General features: G+C 69.8%; 17 protein-coding genes. 8 read left to right on the top strand and 9 right to left on the bottom strand.

Annotated features, from left to right (window positions below):
* Positions 1-42: 42 nt before the first annotated feature.
* Genes J2W78_RS17105 through J2W78_RS17095 form a run of 3 tightly spaced genes read right to left on the bottom strand, consistent with a single transcriptional unit; the run spans position 43 to position 2,786 of the window.
* A complete protein-coding gene (locus J2W78_RS17105; protein ID WP_253372409.1) occupies positions 43-912 on the bottom strand; it encodes an SDR family oxidoreductase in 870 nt (289 codons plus the stop codon).
* A gap of 6 nt (positions 913-918) precedes the next feature.
* Positions 919-2,061 carry a tRNA epoxyqueuosine(34) reductase QueG gene (gene queG, locus J2W78_RS17100; protein ID WP_301288874.1) on the bottom strand — a complete coding sequence of 381 codons (1,143 nt, stop codon included), beginning with the start codon at positions 2,059-2,061 and terminating at the stop codon, positions 919-921.
* A 32-nt stretch (positions 2,062-2,093) separates the two neighbouring features.
* Positions 2,094-2,786 (bottom strand): glutathione S-transferase family protein, encoded by a 693-nt coding sequence (locus tag J2W78_RS17095; RefSeq protein WP_253372404.1) that lies wholly within the window; start codon positions 2,784-2,786, stop codon positions 2,094-2,096.
* 227 nt (positions 2,787-3,013) lie between these two features.
* Between J2W78_RS17095 and J2W78_RS17090 the strand changes: the two genes are divergently transcribed.
* The 4 genes from J2W78_RS17090 to J2W78_RS17075 all read left to right on the top strand — a co-directional run bounded on the left by J2W78_RS17090 (position 3,014) and on the right by J2W78_RS17075 (position 6,958).
* The gene (locus tag J2W78_RS17090; protein WP_253372403.1) at positions 3,014-3,853 is read left to right on the top strand and encodes an undecaprenyl-diphosphate phosphatase; all 840 of its coding nucleotides are present in this window, start codon (positions 3,014-3,016) and stop codon (positions 3,851-3,853) included.
* 148 nt (positions 3,854-4,001) lie between these two features.
* Positions 4,002-5,819, top strand: a complete 1,818-nt coding sequence (locus tag J2W78_RS17085) for a methylmalonyl-CoA mutase subunit beta (RefSeq protein ID WP_253372401.1) — start codon at positions 4,002-4,004, stop codon at positions 5,817-5,819.
* A gap of 103 nt (positions 5,820-5,922) precedes the next feature.
* Positions 5,923-6,315: a hypothetical protein gene (locus J2W78_RS17080; protein WP_253372399.1), complete on the top strand. Its 393-nt coding sequence runs from the start codon at positions 5,923-5,925 to the stop codon at positions 6,313-6,315.
* Positions 6,316-6,490: 175 nt separating this feature from the next.
* Entirely contained in the window at positions 6,491-6,958 is a 468-nt protein-coding gene (locus J2W78_RS17075) for a hypothetical protein (RefSeq protein ID WP_253372397.1), read from the top strand.
* Between the two features lie 22 nt (positions 6,959-6,980).
* On the opposite strand, the gene J2W78_RS17070 is transcribed toward J2W78_RS17075, so the two are convergent.
* Positions 6,981-7,424 carry a DUF2147 domain-containing protein gene (locus tag J2W78_RS17070; RefSeq protein WP_253372395.1) on the bottom strand — a complete coding sequence of 148 codons (444 nt, stop codon included), beginning with the start codon at positions 7,422-7,424 and terminating at the stop codon, positions 6,981-6,983.
* A 173-nt stretch (positions 7,425-7,597) separates the two neighbouring features.
* Here J2W78_RS17070 and rfbC point away from each other — a divergent pair, with 173 nt between their 5' ends.
* The 4 genes from rfbC to rfbA all read left to right on the top strand — a co-directional run bounded on the left by rfbC (position 7,598) and on the right by rfbA (position 11,142).
* Positions 7,598-8,149 (top strand): dTDP-4-dehydrorhamnose 3,5-epimerase, encoded by a 552-nt coding sequence (rfbC, locus tag J2W78_RS17065; protein ID WP_253372393.1) that lies wholly within the window; start codon positions 7,598-7,600, stop codon positions 8,147-8,149.
* Positions 8,150-8,283: 134 nt separating this feature from the next.
* A complete protein-coding gene (gene rfbB, locus J2W78_RS17060; protein ID WP_253372392.1) occupies positions 8,284-9,342 on the top strand; it encodes a dTDP-glucose 4,6-dehydratase in 1,059 nt (352 codons plus the stop codon).
* A gap of 2 nt (positions 9,343-9,344) precedes the next feature.
* On the top strand, positions 9,345-10,235 hold the full coding sequence (rfbD, locus tag J2W78_RS17055) for a dTDP-4-dehydrorhamnose reductase (protein ID WP_253372390.1): 891 nt from the start codon (positions 9,345-9,347) through the stop codon (positions 10,233-10,235).
* Between the two features lie 16 nt (positions 10,236-10,251).
* Positions 10,252-11,142 carry a glucose-1-phosphate thymidylyltransferase RfbA gene (gene rfbA, locus J2W78_RS17050; protein WP_253372388.1) on the top strand — a complete coding sequence of 297 codons (891 nt, stop codon included), beginning with the start codon at positions 10,252-10,254 and terminating at the stop codon, positions 11,140-11,142.
* A gap of 246 nt (positions 11,143-11,388) precedes the next feature.
* Here the strand turns inward: rfbA and J2W78_RS17045 are convergent, their stop codons facing one another.
* The 5 genes from J2W78_RS17045 to J2W78_RS17025 all read right to left on the bottom strand — a co-directional run bounded on the left by J2W78_RS17045 (position 11,389) and on the right by J2W78_RS17025 (position 19,122).
* Positions 11,389-12,048: a hypothetical protein gene (locus tag J2W78_RS17045; protein ID WP_253374071.1), complete on the bottom strand. Its 660-nt coding sequence runs from the start codon at positions 12,046-12,048 to the stop codon at positions 11,389-11,391.
* A gap of 101 nt (positions 12,049-12,149) precedes the next feature.
* Positions 12,150-13,019 carry an efflux RND transporter periplasmic adaptor subunit gene (locus J2W78_RS17040; RefSeq protein ID WP_253372385.1) on the bottom strand — a complete coding sequence of 290 codons (870 nt, stop codon included), beginning with the start codon at positions 13,017-13,019 and terminating at the stop codon, positions 12,150-12,152.
* A 13-nt stretch (positions 13,020-13,032) separates the two neighbouring features.
* Positions 13,033-15,069 carry a preprotein translocase subunit SecA gene (locus J2W78_RS17035; protein WP_253372383.1) on the bottom strand — a complete coding sequence of 679 codons (2,037 nt, stop codon included), beginning with the start codon at positions 15,067-15,069 and terminating at the stop codon, positions 13,033-13,035.
* A complete protein-coding gene (locus J2W78_RS17030) occupies positions 15,062-17,209 on the bottom strand; it encodes a PqqD family peptide modification chaperone (protein WP_253372381.1) in 2,148 nt (715 codons plus the stop codon). The genes J2W78_RS17035 and J2W78_RS17030 overlap by 8 nt, the downstream gene beginning before the upstream one ends.
* 11 nt (positions 17,210-17,220) lie before the next feature.
* Complete coding sequence (locus tag J2W78_RS17025) at positions 17,221-19,122, bottom strand: efflux RND transporter periplasmic adaptor subunit (RefSeq protein WP_253372379.1); 1,902 nt, start codon at positions 19,120-19,122, stop codon at positions 17,221-17,223.
* Positions 19,123-19,212 lie beyond the last annotated feature (90 nt).

The following is a 19,212-nucleotide window of genomic DNA, read 5'->3' as shown; positions in this document are numbered from 1 at the left end:
AACGGTTCTGGCCGGCTTCCAGGACGCAGCGTGACGGGCCACCTACCGGTGCGCGTCGGAGACCAGTGCGGCCAACCCCTCGCGATAGGTTGGAAAAGCAAGCTGCACGCCGAGTTCCTCGCGGATCAGGCGATTCCGCACCCGCTTGTTCTCGCCATAGAAGCTGCGCGCCATCGGGCTGAGGTCGGCGGTCTCGAAATCGATCTCAGGCGGCAGCGGCAGTCCGGTGAGCGCGGCGGCATGCTCGGTCACCGTCTGCGGCGGGGCCGGCTCGTCGTCGGTGACGTTATAGACCGCGCCCCCCCGTGGCCTTTCGATCGAGGCGGCCAGCGTCGCGGCGATGTCGGCGACGTGGATGCGGTTGAACACCTGCCCCGGCTTGACGATGCGCTGCGTGCGGCCGTCGCGCAGCTTCACGATCGGATTGCGGCCGGGGCCGTAGATGCCCGAGAGGCGAAACACCTGCACCGCCTTGCCGGTCTCGCCACCCAGCGCGAGCCACGCGTTCTCGACGGCGAGGCGGTCGCGCGAGCGGGCGCTTTTCGGGGTGGCGGGCGTGGTCTCGTCGATCCAGGCGCCCTCTTGGTCGCCGTAGACGCCGATGGTCGAGAGATAGCCGATCCAGCCGATGCGGCTGTTCGCGATGGCGTCGCGGTAGCGGGTGAGCACCGTGTCGCCGTCCCGGCCCGGCGGGGCGGAGATCAGCAGCACGTCGGTGTCGGCCAGATCCTCGGCGATGCGGGGATCGTCCGCATCCGGTCCGAAGGCGCGCAGGGTGAACCCGGTCTCGGCCGCAAGGCTTCGGGCCCGCTCGGGCTCGGTCACCGTCGCCCGTACCGCGTTGAAGCGAGCCCGTTCACACTCGGCAAAATGCCGGGCGGAGAAGCCGAGGCCGAAGACGAACAGGTTCATGCGGTGTCAGGTCTCCCGTGGGCCGTCCGCTTCCATAGGGAGGGCGGCGGCGTCACGCCATTCCTCCCTCACATGCGCTTCGGTTTCCCCGCGTCCATGGGCGGCGAACAGTTCGTGCAGTCGCGCCCGCGGCAGCAGCCGTCCGCAGGCCCAGATGGCGGCACCGCGCACCGCCGGATCCGGCTCATCGAGACAGGCCACCGCCTCCGCGGCGAGGGCAGCATCACCGGAGTTGCCGATGGCGATCAGCACGTTGCGCAGGAAGCGGTCTCGGCCGGTGCGCTTGATCGGCGTGCCGGCAAAGCGCACGCGAAACCCCGCATCGTCGAGGCGGGCGAGTTCGGCGAGCGGCGGCGCGGCGAGATCGTCGCGGGCGGCCAAGCGGATCTCCCGCGACGCGCCCGCGAACTTGTTCCAGGGACAGACCGCGAGGCAGTCGTCGCAGCCGAACACCCGATTGCCGATCTGCTCGCGATACTCGGCGGGGATCGGGCCCTGATGCTCGATGGTGAGGTAGGCGATGCAGCGGCGCGCATCGAGCCGGTAGGGCGCCGGAAAGGCATCCGTCGGGCAGATGTCGAGGCAGCGGCGGCAGGAGCCGCAATGGTCGGTCTCGGGTGTGTCGGGTTCGAGCTCGGCGCGGGCGAAGATCGCGCCGAGCATCAGCCAGTTGCCGTGCTCGCGCGAGATCAGCACCGTGTGCTTGCCCTGCCAGCCGAGTCCGGCGGCCTGGGCCAGGGGCTTTTCCATGACGGGCGCGGTATCGACGAAGACCTTCACCGGCTGGCCCGAGCGGGCGGAGAGGAAGCCGCCGAGTTCCTTCAGCTTGCCCTTCATGACGTCGTGATAGTCGCGCCGCTGCGCGTAAGCGGCGATGGCGGCGCGATCCTTCAGGCGCGTGAGTTCGAGGGGATCAGTCTGCGGGCCCGCATTCATGCCGAGCATGACGATGCTGCGGGTCTCGGCCCACAGGGCGGAGGGCGCCGCGCGCTGGTCGGCCCGCTCCTCCATCCAGTCCATTGTGCCGTGATGGCCCGCCGCGAGCCATGCCGGCAGGCGCTCACGCAACTCCGGCACGGCGTGGGGCTGCGTCACGCGGAACGCCTCGAAGCCGAGACGGCGCGCGCGCGCCTCGACCGTCTCGCGCAGGGCGCGGCCCGTAAGGACAACCTTTTCGAGTTTCAGAAATCCAGATCCGCATAGTGGGCGGCTGCCGGCATCCCCGGCGCCCGGTCGGCCAGGAGCGCGCGGAAGGACGGACGGGACTTCACCCGCGCGTACCAGTCCTTCGCCATCTCGTCCTCGTCCCATGGCACGTCGCCGAGATAGTCTACGCAGGAAAGATGGGCCGCCGCCGCGAGGTCGGCATAGGTCAGGTCGTTGCCCGCGAGCCAGCGGCGCTGCCCGATCAGGTAACCGACATATTGGAGGTGATAGCGCACGTTGGTACGCGCCGCACGAATGGCGTTCATGTCCGGAGGGCCGCCCCCGGCGGCGGACGGCATGAAGCGCTTGTCGATCTTCTCGGTGACGAGATACTCCGTCACTTCGCTGTTGAACTTGACGAGGAACCAGTCGAGCAGACGCCGCACCTCCACCCGTGCCGTGGTGGTGTCGGGCAGCAGGCGCCGCCCGGCAAGGCCGAGCCCTCGCGTCTCGTCGAGATATTCCGCGATCACCCCCGCACCGGGGATGGCGAGCCCGGTCTGCTCCACCAGCACCGGCGTGGTGCCGGCCGGGTTGACGATGAGGAAGTCGCGGCGGCGCTCCCAGGCCCGCTCCTCGACGAGGGTCGGCTCCATGCCCATCTCGGCCAGGACGAGGCGGATGAAGCGCGAGTTCGGGCAGAACGGGGAGTGATAGAGCGTCGCCATCGAGGCCGTGGTTCAGCGGTGAAGAAGGCAGAGCCCTGGGCAGACCGTGTCGCACCGGCGAAATTGGGGCGACGCGCCAGGATTATTTCTCCAACGTTGCCACCTCATTAACAAACGCGCCGCAACCCGGTAACCGCCCGTCAACCCTACCGCCGCAAAGCTGCCGCATCGCCGTCGTCTGCCGCGCCCTGGATCGCCGGCACATCGGCGTGAGGAATGGCAGGCTTATGGATCTCGTCCTGATCGCGAAGGCGCTCGTGCTCGCCGTGGTGGAAGGCGCCACCGAGTTCATCCCGGTCTCCTCGACCGGGCATCAGCTCCTCATCGGCCACTTCATCGGCTTCCATTCGCCCAACAACACCTTCGAGGTGCTGATCCAGTTGGGCGCGATCCTAGCGATCCTGTTCGTCTACTTCAGCCGTCTGTGGAGCATCGCCACCGCGCTGCCGAACGATCCGCGAGCGCGCCGCTTCGTGCTCGCCATCCTCGTGGCCTTCCTGCCTGCGGCGATCGTCGGTGGGCTGTTCTCCAAATATATCAAGCTCTACCTGTTCAATCCGTGGATCGTCTGCGCCACGCTGGTGGCCGGCGGCATCGTGCTCCTCATCATCGACGACACGGTCGGCGAGCCGAAGACCGCCCCCGGCGACGGACCGACCGAGCATCCGCGCAAGACCGACGTGTTCGAGTTCAGCCTGCCGATGGCGCTCAAGATCGGCCTGTTCCAATGCGTGGCGATGATCCCCGGCGTGTCGCGCTCCGGTGCTACCATCGTCGGCGCGATGCTGATGGGCGCGAGCAAGCGCTCGGCCACCGAGTTCTCCTTCTACCTTGCCATGCCGACCATGGCCGGCGCCTTCGCCAAGGATCTGCTCGACAACTACAAGAACCTCTCCTCCAACGACGCGCTGCTGATCGTCATCGGCTTCGTCGCGGCCTTCGTCTCGGCCCTGATCGTGGTGCGGACGGTGCTCGACTACGTCTCCCGCCACGGCTTCTGGCTGTTCGCGTGGTGGCGCATCATCGTCGGCTCGCTGGGCTTTGCCGGACTGATTCTTTTTAGCTGAACCTTCAGGATTTTGAACGAGGCGGCGGCGGTCACCTGGACTAAAGTCGGTTGTCGTCTGCCCGCACCCCGTGCGAGGGCTTGCGGCCAAGTCGCCGCTCTCTCAAGAAGCGGTCGGGAAACGCCGAATCGTCAAGGTCTCGCCCAAGATGGAAGATCGTCCGCTCGCCGAATTGTTCGAGCCCGCCACCCGCGAGCGCTGGCGTAGCGCCGTCGAGGCGGCGCTGAAGGGGGCCGACTTCGAGAAACGCCTCGTTTCGAAGACCGCCGACGGCCTGCGCATCGAGCCCTTCTACGAGCCGGCCGCTGCGGTGGCCCAGCCGGTGCGGGCGCCCGGCCCGTGGCGTCTGGCGCAGCGCATCGACCATCCCGATGCCGAGAAGGCCGGGGCACAGGCGCTGGCCGACCTCGAAGGCGGCGCCGATGCGCTGGTCCTCGTCCATCGCGACGCCCGTGCCGCCCGCGGTTTCGGGCTTGAACTTCCGTCGGTCGATGCGCTGGACGCGGCGCTGAAGGGCGTGATGCTGCCGCTCATCGCCCTGCGGCTCGATGCCGGTCCGGCCGGGTTCGAGACGGCGGCGCTCCTCAAGCAACTGATCGATCGCCGTGGCGACGACCCGTCCTCGCTCGACCTCGATCTCGGCCTCGACCCGATCGGTACCCGCGCCGCGACCGGCCGGCTCGACCAGGGGTGGGAGGCACGCCTCTCCGAGACCCTCACGGCCTTCGCCGGATATCGCGGGCGCGCGGCTCTGGCCGATGCCCGGCCCTATCACGAGGCGGGGGCGAGCGAGGTGCAGGAATTGGCCGCCGTGCTTGCGACGGCGGTCGCCTATCTGCGGGCGCTGGAGGCCGGCGGCCACGATCTGGAGCGGGCCCGCGACGCCATCGCGGTTCTCCTCGTGGCGGATGCCGACGAATTCCTGACCATCGCCAAGTTCCGGGCGATCCGGCGGCTCTGGGCCCGGGTCGAGCAGGCCTGCGGCCTCGAGCCCAAGCCGCTGCGGGTCCTGGCCGAGACCGCGTGGCGGATGATGAGCCGCCGCGACCCCTTCGTGAACATCCTGCGCACCACCATGGCCTCGGCCTCCGCCGGCCTCGGCGGGGCGGATTCGGTGACCGCTCTGCCCTACACCCTGGCGCTCGGCCTACCCGACGCCTTTGCCCGTCGGGTGGTGCGCAACAGCCAGATCGTGCTGATCGAGGAATCGAACCTCGCCAAGGTCGCCGATCCGGCGGCCGGCGCGGGCGGCTTCGAGGCGCTGACCGCCGAACTGACCGAGAAGGCTTGGGGTGCCTTCCAGGAGATCGAGCGGGAGGGCGGGATCGCTGCGAGCCTGGAGGCCGGCGCTCTCGCAGGCCGGATCGCGGCGGTAGCCGAGGCGCGGGCGCGGGCGGTGGCGACCCGCAAGGAGCCGCTGACCGGCGCGAGCGAGTTCCCCTTCCTCGCCGAGAAGCCGGTGACGGTGCTCGATGTGGCGCCGAACGCAGGCACCTCCTCGGACGGGGCCTTGCCCTCGCAGCGCCTTGCCGAGCCCTACGAAGCCCTTCGCGACGCCTCCGATGGCGTCTTCGAGCGCACGGGCAAGCGCCCGGCGGTCTTCCTGGCCAATCTCGGTCCCGTGGCGGTTCACAATGCCCGCTCGACCTTCGCCGCCAACGCCTTTGCCGCGGGCGGCATCGAGGCCATCGGCAATGACGGCTTCTCCGACACGAAGGCACTGGCCGATGCCTTCAAGGCGTCGGGTGCACGGATCGCCTGCCTGTGCTCGTCCGACACCGTCTACCAGACCGAGGCCGTGCCCGCGGCCGAGGCGCTGAAGGCAGCCGGCGCCAGCACGATCTACCTCGCCGGCAAACCTGCCGAGGCGGACACGCTGCGCCAAGCGGGCGTCGGGGGCTTCCTGTTCGCCGGTTGCGATCTGTTGGCGCTCCTGCGGGAGGCCGCCGAGCGCGCGACGGGCTGACACTCAAGGCGTCGTGAGCAATCTTGACACTGCGGGATGCGAGACAATCTTCCGGCTGAGACGGGCCAGAACGGCCCCATGACTTCAGCTGGAATTTGACCCCATGCGCCTTCCGATCCTTGCCGTCGCCGCCTTCGCCATCGCCGTGGGGGGCGCCGGGACATCGGAAGCGGCCAAGCGTAAGGTGCAGGTCCCGGATCGCTTCGACGGCCGCTGGAGCATCGAGGTCGTGACTCTCGACGGTCCCTGCGACCGGGCCTATCGCTACGGCATCCAGATCCAGCGCGGCGAAGCCGTCTACGGCGGTGGCGAGGTCGGGATCAGCGGGCGCGTCGCGGCGAACGGGACGGTGCGGGGCACCATCTCCCGCGGCAGCAACGCCGCGCAGGTGGTCGGACGGCTGTCGGCCAACGGCACCGGCGCCGGCCGCTGGTCGACGCTTGGCGACGGCCCCATCAGCTGCAGCGGGAACTGGAACGCGGTGCGGCGCGGCTGATTTCGCCCTCCCGCTTATGTCACCGCGGAGCCGGCCGCCGCCGAACATTCTGTGGCGGTCCGGCGACAGATTCGGATTTGTTCCGCGCTGCGACATCCGGGATCGGTTTTCGCCCTAGATCCGGCGTGATCTTCGGCGAACACTGGCGGCGTTCGATACTCGTTCGAGGCGCCCCATGAGAGCCGTGATGAGAGCCGTGCCGTTCGTCGGTCTTGCCTTCGTCCTGCTCGGCCCCTCGGCCGAGGCGCGCCCAGCCCGTCAGCACGTGGCCGGCTCCGAGCACGCGGTGCTCGCGCCGCTCGAGGAAGCGGCGACGGCTTGCTTTGCCGAAACCGTGATCTCCAATCCGAAGGCGATGCGGCTCGCACGGGACGGGCGCTGGTACGAGGCGGCCGGGGTGACCGGCTTCCTGTGCCGCCCGGAGGTCGATCGCATGGCGGTCGCCCACGACCGCATTTATGGTCGCGGCACCGGCGCCCGCTACTTCAAGGGGGCCTACGCCCGCCACCTCGACAAGCAGCTTGCCGCCCGCCTGCGGCCTCTTCTGGAAACGAAGGCCATGGCGAGCGCCGAGCCGCCGGCCGAGAAGGCCGCGCTCATCGACAGCGCGATGGAATCCGCGCCCGGAAGCGCGGATCACTAACCGGCCGAGGCCGGGGTTCGACTTACCGGACCCGCCGCCAGGTCTGGCGCTTGCACAGGACGCTGAGCACGCAGCCCGCCACCTCAATGGTGTCGGCCCCCTTCGGCGTGACGCTGCCCGAATAGGTCTTGCCGTCCTTCGGATTGTAGAGGCTGCCCTCGAAGCCGTCGCCGCTCGGGGTGCCGGCCTGCATGATCTGCACGCCGACGAGCTTGCGCGAGCGCAGCGCCGGATCCGGATTCTGCGCGTCGAGGCCGGCTCCGGCGGTCGAAGCGATCACGCCGCAATAGCCGCCGCCGCAACGGGTTATGCGCACGGTCGAGCCCGCTGTCTCCGTCTGCCATACGCCGGAGAGGTCCGAAGTCTTCTGCGCCAGAGCGCCGGTGCCGGATACGGCGAGCAGCAGCGCCGCAGCGAAGGCGTGCGTCGGGCGATGGCGTGAACGGGTGGCGCGCGGCGTCGTCATTCGAGCTTCCCTCCTCGCCGACAGTGACCGCCGGCCGCGGCGAGGGGTAGTCAGCCCGCCACGGTTACGCAAGGCACGGGGAAGGGCCGAGCATGACGGTGCGGCCTTGACTTCGCCGCCTTCGCGCGGCCTACGCCCTCGGCGAGGCGGCACGGACGAGTCAGGAGCGGCGGATGCAGGTCATCGATACTGAGATTCCGGCGGTCAAGCGGGTGATCCCGAAGCGGCACGGCGACGATCGCGGCTGGTTCTCGGAAGTCTACCGCGCCGACATCCTATCCAAGCATGGGATCGCCAACGGCTTCGTGCAGGACAACCAATCCTTCTCCGCACCCGCCGGCACGATTCGGGGCCTGCACTTCCAAGTCGCACCCAACGCCCAGGCCAAGCTGATCCGGGTGCTCGCCGGGGCGATCCTCGATGTCGCCGTCGATCTGCGGTCCGACTCCCCGACCTACGGCCGCCATGTCGCCGTGCGGCTCGACGCGACGGGCGGCGAGCAGCTCTTCGTGCCCGCCGGCTTTGCTCACGGCTTCTGCACCCTGGAGCCGGACACCATGGTCGCCTACAAGGTCGATGCCTATTACAGCCCGGCCGACGACCGGAACCTGCGCTGGAACGATCCGGCGATCGGGATCGAATGGCCGGTGGCGGAAGCGGATGCGATCCTCTCGGGCAAGGACAAGGCCGCGCCGCTTCTGGCCGATCTCGGGCGGGTGTTCTGAGTTCAAGGTGTCGAGATAATTGGGTCGAACGCCTTGAGCGCGACCTCAGGTTGGCGTAGCCGCGGCCGAACGTGGCCCTTGCCCATCCCGCGGATGCCGACCCCGCGGACAGGAATTGGACGGAGTTGGGATCGATGCGCATTCTGGTAACGGGCGGCTGCGGCTTCATCGGCTCCGCGCTCGTGCTGCATCTGGTGCAGGATCTCGGCCACGAGGTGCTCACTCTCGATGCCATGACCTACGCGGCCAATCCGATCTCGCTGCAGCCGCTGGCGGACGACCCGCGTCACCGCCTGGAGCAGGCCGACATCTGCGATCCGGCCCGCGTCCACGCCCTCTACGCCGATTTCAGGCCGGAGGCGGTGATGCATCTGGCTGCCGAGAGCCATGTCGATCGCTCGATCACCGATCCGGGTGCCTTCGTGCGCACCAACGTGATCGGCACCCAGGTGATGCTCGACGGCGCCCGCACCTACTGGGAGAGCCTCTCCGGTGAAGCCAAGGCGACGTTCCGCTTCCTCCATGTCTCGACCGACGAAGTCTACGGCTCGCTGCCGCCGGACGCCTTCTTCACGGAGGAGAGCCGCTACGATCCGCGCTCGCCTTACTCGGCATCGAAGGCGGCCTCCGACCACCTGGCGCGGGCCTGGCACGAGACCTACGGCCTGCCGGTCCTGGTGACGAACTGCTCGAACAATTACGGCCCGCGCCACTTCCCCGAGAAGCTGATCCCGCTGATGATCCTGGCGGCGTTGGAAGGAAAGCCGCTGCCGGTCTACGGCGACGGCCTGAACGAGCGCGACTGGATCCATGTCGAGGACCATGCCCGCGGCCTCGTCGCGGTGCTGGAGCGCGGCCGGCTCGGCGAGACCTACCTGCTCGGCGGGCGCTCGGTGCGGAACAACCTTGAGGTCGTGAAGGGGCTCTGCGCCGCCTTTGACCGGCTCCGGCCCGAGAACGGCCCGCACGAGCGCCTGATCACCTTCGTCGCCGACCGGCCCGGCCACGACCGCCGCTACGCGATCGACCCCGGCAAAGCGGAGGCCGAGGTCGGCTGGCGGCCGACCAAGGTGTTCAAGGAGGCGCTGACGGACACCGTGCGCTGGTACCTCGACAACGAGGCGTGGTGGCGCCCGATCCGCGAGGGCCGCTATTCCGGCGAGCGCCTCGGCCTCGCGGGCAAGAGCGCCTGAGCATGGATATCCTGATCCTCGGCGGCGCCGGTCAGGTCGGCACGGAGCTTCAGGCCTTGTCCTGGCCCGAGGGCGTGCGGATCCACGTGCCCGACCGCCAGAGCCTCGACATCACCGACGAGGCCGCTGTTGCTGCGGCGCTCGACGCACGCAGCTACGCGGCCGTGATCAACACGGCCGCCTATACGGCGGTCGACAAGGCCGAGACCGAGGTCGCCGCCGCATGGCGCCTCAACGCGCTGGCCCCGGCCATCCTCGCGGCCGAGACGAAGCGGCGGGCCATTCCGCTCGTCCACGTCTCGACCGACTACGTGTTCGACGGGGCGGGCGAGGGCTTCTACGCCCCCGATGTGCCGGTGAATCCGCAGAGCGTCTACGGTGCCAGCAAGGCCGCCGGCGAGATGGCGGTCCGCTCCGGCAATCCGCGCCACGCGATCGTGCGCACCGCCTGGGTGGTGAGCCCGCACCGGGGCAACTTCGTGAAGACGATGCTGCGGCTCTCGGGGGAGCGGGAAAAGCTCACCGTTGTCGATGACCAGCACGGTTGCCCGACCTCCGCGGCCGATCTCGCGAGCGCACTCGCCACCATCGCCCTGCGGCTAGCGGGCGACCAGGCTGCGCCCACCGGCACCTTTCACTGCGTCAACGACGGCGCGACCACGTGGTGCGACTTCGCCCGCGCGATCGTCGCGGGCTCGGCCCGGCGCGGCGGACGCTCGGTGCCGGTCGAGGGCATCCCGACCTCCGCCTACCCGACGCCGGCCCGGCGTCCGGTGAACTCGCGCCTCTCCACCCAGAGCCTGACCGACGCCTACGGCATCGCGCCCCGCCCCTGGGAGCAGGCGCTCGACGACATCCTCGACCGGCTGGTCGGGCCGGCCCGCTCCCACTGATCAGGACGTGTTTCGCATGAAGGGCATCGTGCTCGCCGGCGGCTCCGGCACAAGGCTCCACCCGGCCACGCTGGCGATCAACAAGCAGCTGCTGCCGGTCTACGACAAGCCGATGATCTACTATCCGATCTCGGTGCTGATGCTCGCCGGCATCCGCGAGATCCTGATCATCTCCTCGCCTGAGCACCTCGGCAACTACCAGCGCCTGCTCGGCACCGGCGAGCAGTTCGGCCTGACCTTCTCCTACGCGGTGCAGCCGCGGCCCGAGGGGCTGGCCCAGGCCTTCATCATCGGCCGCGACTTCGTCGGGACGGACGACGTGGCGCTGGTGCTCGGCGACAACCTGTTCTTCGGCAACGGCATGAGCGACCTGCTCGCCAAGGCCCGCGCCCGCAAGAGCGGGGCGACGGTGTTCGCCTACCACGTCGATCATCCGGAGGCCTACGGCGTCGTCACCCTCGACGAGACCGGCCGGCCCCTGCGGCTGGTGGAGAAGCCCAAGACGCCAGAGAGCCCCTGGGCGGTGACGGGCCTGTACTTCTACGACAATGGGGTGCTCGACATCGCCGCCGAGGTGAAGCCCTCGGAGCGGGGCGAGCTCGAGATCACCTCCGTCAACCAAGCCTATCTCGAGCGCGGTCAGCTCCATGTCGAGCGGATGAGCCGCGGCTACGCGTGGCTCGACACCGGCACGCATGACAGCTTGCTGGAAGCGGGCGAGTTCGTGCGGGTGTTGCAGCGTCGGCAGGGGCTTCAGGTCGCCTGCCTCGAAGAGATCGCCTACCTGCAGGGCTTCATCGGCCGCGAGCAGTTGCAGGCGCGCGGCGAGCTGTTCGCCAAGACCAGCTACGGCCAGAACCTGCTGCGCCTCGCCCGCGAAGGCCGCCGCGCCGATCAGGACTTTTAAAGGACACGCTTCAATCGCGTCACTACGAGAGCATCGTCGCGAAAGGTGACTGCCGGCTTTCGGAAAAGACGAAGCGAGGACAATAACTTAGAGCATCGTCCTGGATCCGATATCCAGGACGATGCTCTTGGCGAAGCCGAAGCGGTCCAGCGCGCCGATTGCTCCGGCAAGGTCTCGCCGGTGGATCGCTTCGGCTTCGCCTCGCGATGACGGGTGGGGTGCCGTCGTGTTCGGTCCGGAGCCGCGTCAGCGCTCGCCCTGAATGAGCACGGCTCCGGTATAGGTCTCGGCAACCTCGCAGAACGGCACGCCACCCGCCGTCAGCACCGCCTCGACGGAAAACAGCGGCTCGCCGGGCCCCGGCAGGCCGCCGGATTCGGGCCGCCACAGCATCGTCAGCGAGCGGTTGCGCCGGCTCGGACCCAGCGGGCGCACGACGTGGCCGAAGGGGGCTTGCGTGCCGTCCAAAGCCGCGTTCATCGCGGGCGTCAGGCGGCTCGGAACGTACCAGTTGTCGGCCTCGGACAGAACGTGGGTGCCGCAGGTGAGCCGCACCCGGCGGTAGCGCACGGGCTCGTCCGGGCCGACGGCCAGCCGCTCGCGCCGGGCGGCACCGGGGGGCTTGTCCGGGACGGGGACGCGCACCGCGACGATCCGCGGATCGGGGCTGAGCCCGCGCTCGGCGCACCACGCTTCGAGAACGGCGGTGGCGCTCGGCGCGGCGAGAAGGCGGGCGCTCAGCGTTTCGATCAAGGCGCGCGCCTCGGACCCATCCTGCGTCTCTCGGCTTGCGTCGGGAGCGACCTCGGAGGCTTGCGCCCGCGCGCTGCCCGCGTCGGCGGGCGGCACGGTGGCTCCGAGCGCCGCGAGACCCACCGTCAGCATCCGTGTCGCCGTCCGCTCCATCGTGCAGCGCAATACGTCGATGGCGGGCAAAGGTCCATCGCGCCGGGCAATCGGTCCCCGATTCGCCGACTACTTAGCTTCCCGCCTATTTGGCTTCCCGCCTACTTGGAGCCGGGGGGCAGGGCGGTCGCGAGCGGGCCGGCGGGGGGAAGCGGGAAGCCGACCTTGCAGCGCTGGCCGCCGGGCAGCTTGAAGTCCGGGTTCGGCAGTTCGAGGCGCACGCCGAAGGTGCCGCTCGCCGCGTCGAACACCTGATCGACCACGCTGACCTTGGCCTCGTACGCGCCGCCGATCGGCTGGTCGAGCGTGACGGTGGCCGGCATCCCCAGGGCGATCTCCTTCCAGCGGGAGACCGGCAGGTAGGCTTCGACGTAGAGCGGATCGAGCTGGACCAGGGTGAAGATCGCGCTGTCCTGGCGTACGAACTCGCCCGCCGACATCAGCCGCTCGGTGACGATGCCGCGGATCGGGCTGCGGATCATCCGCAGTTCGAGCTGCGCCTCGGCGCGCTGGAGTTCGATGCCGTTGAGCTTGTGCTTGAGGATCTCGGTCTGAAGGTCGCGCCGGCCGATCTCGTAATCGGCCTCGACCTGATCGAGCTTCTCCTGGGTGACGATGCCCTTCGAGAGCTGGTTCTGGCGCTCGAGGCGGCGTTTGTAGAGTTCGACGCGGGTCTGCTGGGCCTCGATGCCGGCGGTCGATTCCGCCTGCGCCCGCGACAGGGCGACGTTGGCCTCTTCCACGCTCGAATCGAGCCGGGCGATGATCTCGCCCGCGTCCACGGCGGCACCACGGTTGACCGGCACGCTCTTGAGGATGCCGAGCGTGGCCGAACCGATCTTCAGTTTCTGCGCCGGCTCCACCACGCAATCGACGCGGATGTCCTGGGCGCTCGCCGCCGAAGCGGAGAGGACGAGGGCGGCGAGCGCCAGCCAGATCCGGGCTTGTTGCGTTCCGGCCAGAAGGGTCATCGCGGAAAAGTCCTCACTCGGCATGGCCGGCAAAAGCCAGAATACGGTCCTGCATCTGGTCGGAATGCAGCAGGTCGGCGCGCATGCGCCCGTGCAGCCGCTCGGTGCGCACCTGCGCGTGGCGCAGCAGGCGCGCGCCGAAGGCCCGGCCCCGCTCGGGGCCGAGCAACGCCATGATGCGGCGGGCGAGTCCACGGCTGATGACGCTGCCATCCAGCAGCGGATCGTCGAGGGAGAGGATCGCCTGGAAACAGCCCGGCTCGCCCTGGCGCCCGCTGCGGCCGGCGAGCTGGTCGTCGATGCGCTGCGCGTCCTGGCGCTCGACCATGATGACGTGCAGGCCGCCGCGTTCGGCCACGCCGGGGCCGAGCTTGATGTCGGTGCCGCGCCCGGCCATGTTCGTCGCGACCGTGATGCGGCCGTGCTGCCCCGCCTGCGCCACGATGGCGGCCTCCTGGCCGTCCTGGGCGGCGCTGAGCACCGTGTGCGGCAGTCCGGCTGCGGTGAGATACGTGCTCGCCCGCGCAGAGGCCCCCACCGAGCGGGTGCCGACGAGAACGGGGCAGCCTTTTGCATGGAGTTCGGCGATGCGCGCGGTCACCCGCCGCCACTTCGCCGTTTCGTCGGGAAGCACCTCGTCGGGCAGGTGGCGCCGCTGCACCGGCCGGTGCGTCGGGATGCGCACCACCGGCAGGCGGTAGACGGTCCAGAATTCGGCGGCGACGCCGCGGGTCGTGCCGGTCATACCGGCGAGGCGGGGATAGCGGCGGAAGAAGCGCTGGTAGGTCATGCGCGCCAGCGTCGCGCGGGCGCCGGAGAGTTCGCAGCCCTCCTTGTGCTCGACCATCTGGTGCAGGCCGTCGCTCCAGCTCCGGTCCGGCATCACCCGGCCGGTATTGGCATCGACGATCACCACTTTCCCATCGCGCAGGATGTAATGCTCGTCGCGGTGGAACAGGTGCAGGGCCGAGAGCGCCTGGCGCACCAGTCCCTCGCGGGTGACGCGCCCGCGCCAGGCCGAGGCCTCGCCGCGCCCGTCGCTCGTGGCAAGATCCGTGATCCGCTCGCGGCCGGCCTCGGTGAGGATGATCCGGTGCTCGGCCGCTTCGATCCCGTAATCCTCGGGGCTCTTCAACGCCGCGGCGATCTCCATGGCGCGGGCGAGCACCTCCGTGCCGAATTGTGAGCCGGCCGGAGCCGAGATGATGAGCGGCGTGCGCGCCTCGTCGATCAGCACGCTGTCGGCCTCGTCGACGATGGCGAAGTGCAGGCCGCGCAGGCGGAGCTGGGCGAGCCGGCTCGCGCTCGCGTGCAGGCTCTCGAGCTTGAGGCGCACGTCGCTGGCGCGCTGGCCCAGCGCGATGCGGTCACGCAGGTAGTCGAACGCCAGATCCTTGTTCGTGCAGTAGGTGATGTGGCAGCCATAGGCCTGAGCCCGCTCCGACTGCTCCTGCTTCTCCTTGATGACGCCGACGGTGAGCCCCAGCGCGGCGTAGAGCGGACGCATCTCCTCGGCGTCACGCTCGGCGAGGTAGTCGTTGACCGTGACGACGTGGACCGGAAGGCCGGCCAGCGCCGCCGCGCCTGCGGCCAGCGTCGCCGTGAGGGTCTTGCCCTCGCCGGTGGCCATCTGGGCGACGCGCCCGTCGAGCATGGCGGCGGCACCCATCATCTGCACGCCGTAATGGCGCTGCCCCTTCACCCGCCCCGACATCTCGCGGATCAGCGCGAAGGCCTCCGCGATGTCGGCATCGCGAAAGGTCTTTCGGGCGCGCAGGGTCCCGGTGATCGCCCGAATGCGGAACTGCAGCGCCTCTTCGGACAACTCGGCGATGTCCTCGGCCTGCGCCAGGGCGGCGCGGGCGATCCGCGCGTAGCGCCGGGCGGCCCAGCCGGCGAGCCCGACGCGCACGCGGCCGATCACCCGTGCGGCGGCCTGATCGAGCCGGCTCGGCTTGAGCGGCTTGCGCTCGGAGTAGGCGCGTGCCGGCGGCACGCGGTAGGCGGCCCCGGGCGCTGGAGCGGCCGAGAGGGAGACGGGGTCAGACACGGAACTGACTCAGGAACACCTGCCGCAGGCTGCGCAGCGCGCGCCACGCGACCGGCTCCGCCCCGTGATCGAACCGGATATAGACCCGCTCGCCGAGCACGTTGAAGGGGATGCCGCCGGCGAGCTGCACGTCGAAGACGAAGATGCTCTGGAGCGCCACCGGCTTCTGCGGGTTGCTGGCGTCCACGGCGATGGTGCCGCCGCCCTGCGTCGCGAGGGCGAGGCTCGGAATCTCCTGCTGCGCTCCCGGCACCTCCCTCAGGATCGAGCCGATGCGCACCTCCTCGGGCTTCTCCGCCAGCCGCGCCGCGACGCCCTGCGTCCGGCTGCGGATCAGGTCCACATCCGTCTGCGGCACCACCACCCGCACCACGGGGTCGTCGGCGGTGAGCACGTAGCCGATGCGCTCGCCCCGGCGCAGGTACCGCCCCGGCAGATCGACGGCGCCCGGCACGATCAGGCGGCCCGCCTGGGATGCCCGCACGGTGAGGCCGGCCTGCCGCTCGCGGTAGACCCGCAGGATTTCCTGGGTGCTGGCGATCTGCTCCTGGAGGATCTGCGCCTGCACCCGGTCGCCGAGGCGGGCGGCGTCGTAGCGCAGGCGCAGTTCGGCGAGCTGCGCCTCCAGTACTGCGACGCGGCTGTCGAGGCTCGGGTCTTCGAGCGTCGCCAGGGCCTCGCCGGCCCCCGCGTCGCGGCCGGGCTCCACCAGAAGCGTAGTCAGGATGCCGTCGGTCTGGGTGCGGATCTGCGTGTCGTCGGGTGCCCAGACGACCCCCTGCGCCATCGTCGTGTAGGGCAGGGGCACCACGAACAGCAGGGCCAGCACCGCACCCGTGGCGGCGCTGGTGAGGGTGACAGCCCGACTCCGGCGCCGGTTCAGCTTCGGATCGGTGAGGATGAACTTGAGCCCCTTCACCAGGGGCGAGACCACGGTGCCGAACAGCGCGAGCCCGGCCAGCAGCACGCCGAACACGAAGTACTGTGTGGCGATGAAGCTCGCGATCGCGATCGAGACGGTGGTGCGGTAGATGAAGGCGGCGACCGCGTAGACGAACAGCCAGGGCCGCTCGCCGTCCGCGGTCACCGGACTCTTCGCGCCCTCGATCTTCAGCGCGTAGCGCTCGATCAGGTAGAAGACGTAGCGGTTGGCCCGCGAACCGAGATTCGGGATCTCGATCAAGTCGGCGAAGATGTAGTAGCCGTCGAAGCGCAGGAGCGGGTTGCCGTTGAACAGCAGCGTCGAGACGCTGCCGATCACCATGACGTTGAAGGCCGCCGCCCGCACGAGGCCCGGCTCGGCCGTGGCCCAGACGATGGCGGCGAGGCCCGCCAGGAACAGCTCGACGAAGATGCCGGCGGCGGCCACCATCATCCGCTGCCACTTGCTGGGGAAGGCAGCGGAGGTCGAGGCATCGACGTAGGGCGCCGGGAACAGCACGAGCAGCATGATGCCGACCTCGTGCACCTCGCCGCCCCAGGCCTTGGCGGCACAGGCGTGCCCCGCCTCGTGCAGCGCCTTGATGACGGGGTAGAGGCACATCATCAGCGCCACGTTCTGCGCCGAGAGCATCTGGCCCGCGACGTCGCCGGTCAGCTCGCCCGCGTGCAGGCCGGCCACGACGAGGCCGGAGATCACCACCGCGAGCCAGACCGCGAGCCCCCAGACCGAGAAGAGCGGCCGGAAGTACGGCGCGAGCCGGTCGAGCAGCGGATCGGGGTCGAACAGGGGGAAGCGCAGGGCCAGCGGGTTCTTCACCCGTGCGATCAGGGTGCGGCGCGCGGTCGATTCCGAGCGCTCGGCGAGTTCGGCGAGATCGGGCGGCAGGTCACCCTGAAGCAGATCCGAGCCGTGAAGCTGCGAGATCAGGCGGATCGTGTCGTCCTGGGTTGGCGGGTCGTCCTCGTTGCGGCGCGCGGCCGCCTCCCACACCTCCTGCAGGGTTCGGCGCCCGTCCATCATGCACAGGATCAGGTTGGCAGCGGGCGAAAGGCGGTGGAAGCGCCCGGTCTGGTGATCCTGAAGGACGTACCAGACCTCGCCGCGAAAGCTCTGCCGGTGAATTTCGGCGTGGCGGCGCAGGCGCGGGCGCAGAGACGCGACGCGGTACCACGATTGGCTGAACAGGGACTGGGACATGCCTCAACCCCTCACGGCCACCAGTGCCAGAGGGCAAGGCGCACCCAGTCGACGATCGGTCGAGCCCAGACCCAGGCGAGCAGCCGCCGGTCGACATCGACCTTGGCGATGCCCTCCATCCCCGGCCGCAGCCGGGTGGCGCCGTCGGCGATCCGGCCCTCGACCCGGAACAGGTTGCGGCCGTTCTTGGCTTCGGCCACGGGGGTGATGGTCTGGATCGTCAGCACTTGCGGCTGGTCGGGCAGGGAGGTGGCGAGCACGTGCCCGGTCTGGCCCTCGCGCAGGTCGGCGATCAGGCGCTCGTCCACGCTGAGCACGACGCGGTAGCTGTCGAGCGGCGCGATCTCGAACAGCACCTGTCCGCGGCTGATCGCGCCGCCGATGGATTGCGAGAGGTCGCCGGAGACGATCAGGCCGTCGAAGGGCGCGGTGAATTTCGAGCGGGCGATCTGCTCGTCGAGCAGGCGGATCTGCGCGTCGGCCTGATCGATCTGGCTCTTCACGACGTTGATCGTGGCGGGCTGCCGGGTGGCGAGCGCCTTGTCGTATTCGTAGGTGCGCTGCTGGCGCTCGGTGACCCAGCGTAGGCGCTCCAGGGCGAGATCGCGGTCTTCCAGCGCGGCGAGCAGGTCGCCCTTGCGCACCGTGTCGCCGGCGCGGTGCCCGGCGGTTTTCAGATAACCGTCATAGGAGGCGACGACGGAGCGGCGCACGAGGCCTTCGACGCGGGCGTCGGCGGTCACGCGGTAATCGATCTTGATCACCGAGAGCGCCAGGACCACGGCCAGCGTTGCGGCGAGGCCGAGCTTGAGTCCGGTATGGTTCGGGCCGAAGACCAGCCGAGCGCCGTTCATCACCGCGTCGGTGGCCTTCAGCACCAGCCAGCGGTCGTTCTGGCGCTTGTCTTCCAGCACGGGGCCGATGGCGGCGGCGCAGGCGCTCACCTGCTCGACCGTCTCCAGGCTGAACGGCTGGTCGGCGGGCCGCTCCAGGGTGATGGCGCCGACGAAGCGGTCATCGACGAGCATCGGCACGGTCAGCACCCGGCCGCCATATTGAAGGCGGGCGAGGTCGGCATGTGCCGTGGTGACGGTGGCCTCGTTCTCGGGCGGCGGGAACAGGATCAGGCTGCGCTGGTCGATCGCCTCGTTCATGCAGGCGCCGAGGCGGCGCACGAGGTTCATCTCGCGGCCGAACTGCGCCGAGTGCGAGATCGCCGTGATCCGGGCGCTCCCGCGGCGCACGAAGCCGATCGCCGCGCGCTGGCAGGAAAAGGCGATGGCGAGGTCCGTGACCGCGGCGGTGCAGGCGGCGGAGAAGCGGGATTGTTCGAGCACGCCGGCCAGCAGGTCGAGGACGGAGCGCGAGCGGGCCAGGGTCCGGCGCTCGCCCCGCCCGATCAGCTCGGCCTGCTTGGCGACGAGCCACGCGCTACCCCACTGCACCTGACGGATCGCGGCGCGCAGTTCGTCCTTGTCGAGGCTGTCGAGGGCAAAGGCGGTGACGGCGAAGCACGCATCGTCCAGAACCAGCGGAAGCGCGACCCACGCGCCCGATTCCTGCGGGGCGGTGCCCGGCTGCGGCCCGGCCTCCGCCATCGCCTGCACGACCGGCCGGTTCTCGCGCAAGGCGGCCTCGGCAGTCTCGCGCAGGCCGGCTTCGCATTCGGACTGTGCCGGGAACACGGCGAGCGGGGCGAGCCCCACCGAGGTGCCCGGAAGTAGGACGCAGGCCCGCGGGGCGCCGAGCATCGGCGCTTGGAGCGTGAGCCACGCTTCCGCCGCCGCCTGAAGCGTCTGGGAGGTTCGGAGCACCTGCCACAGGGCCGGCTCCAGTAGGGACAGGCGCGCGGCCGGGCCCGCTGCGGACACACCCGACGCGGACGAGCCCTCGGCCGCCAAACGCTCGCTCATGGCCCCCGGATTCCTTGACTGTCGGCGCGCAGGGTCTTGCTGGAGAGGGGCCGCGCCGCCACGCCGTTCGGCGCGGCGGCTGAGGCGGAT

It is taken from the genome of Methylorubrum extorquens, assembly GCF_024169925.1.
Taxonomy (GTDB): Bacteria; Pseudomonadota; Alphaproteobacteria; order Rhizobiales; family Beijerinckiaceae; genus Methylobacterium; species Methylobacterium extorquens_A.
Note: the sequence above shows the minus strand (reverse complement) of the source record. Positions and strands in the feature narration are given on the sequence as shown.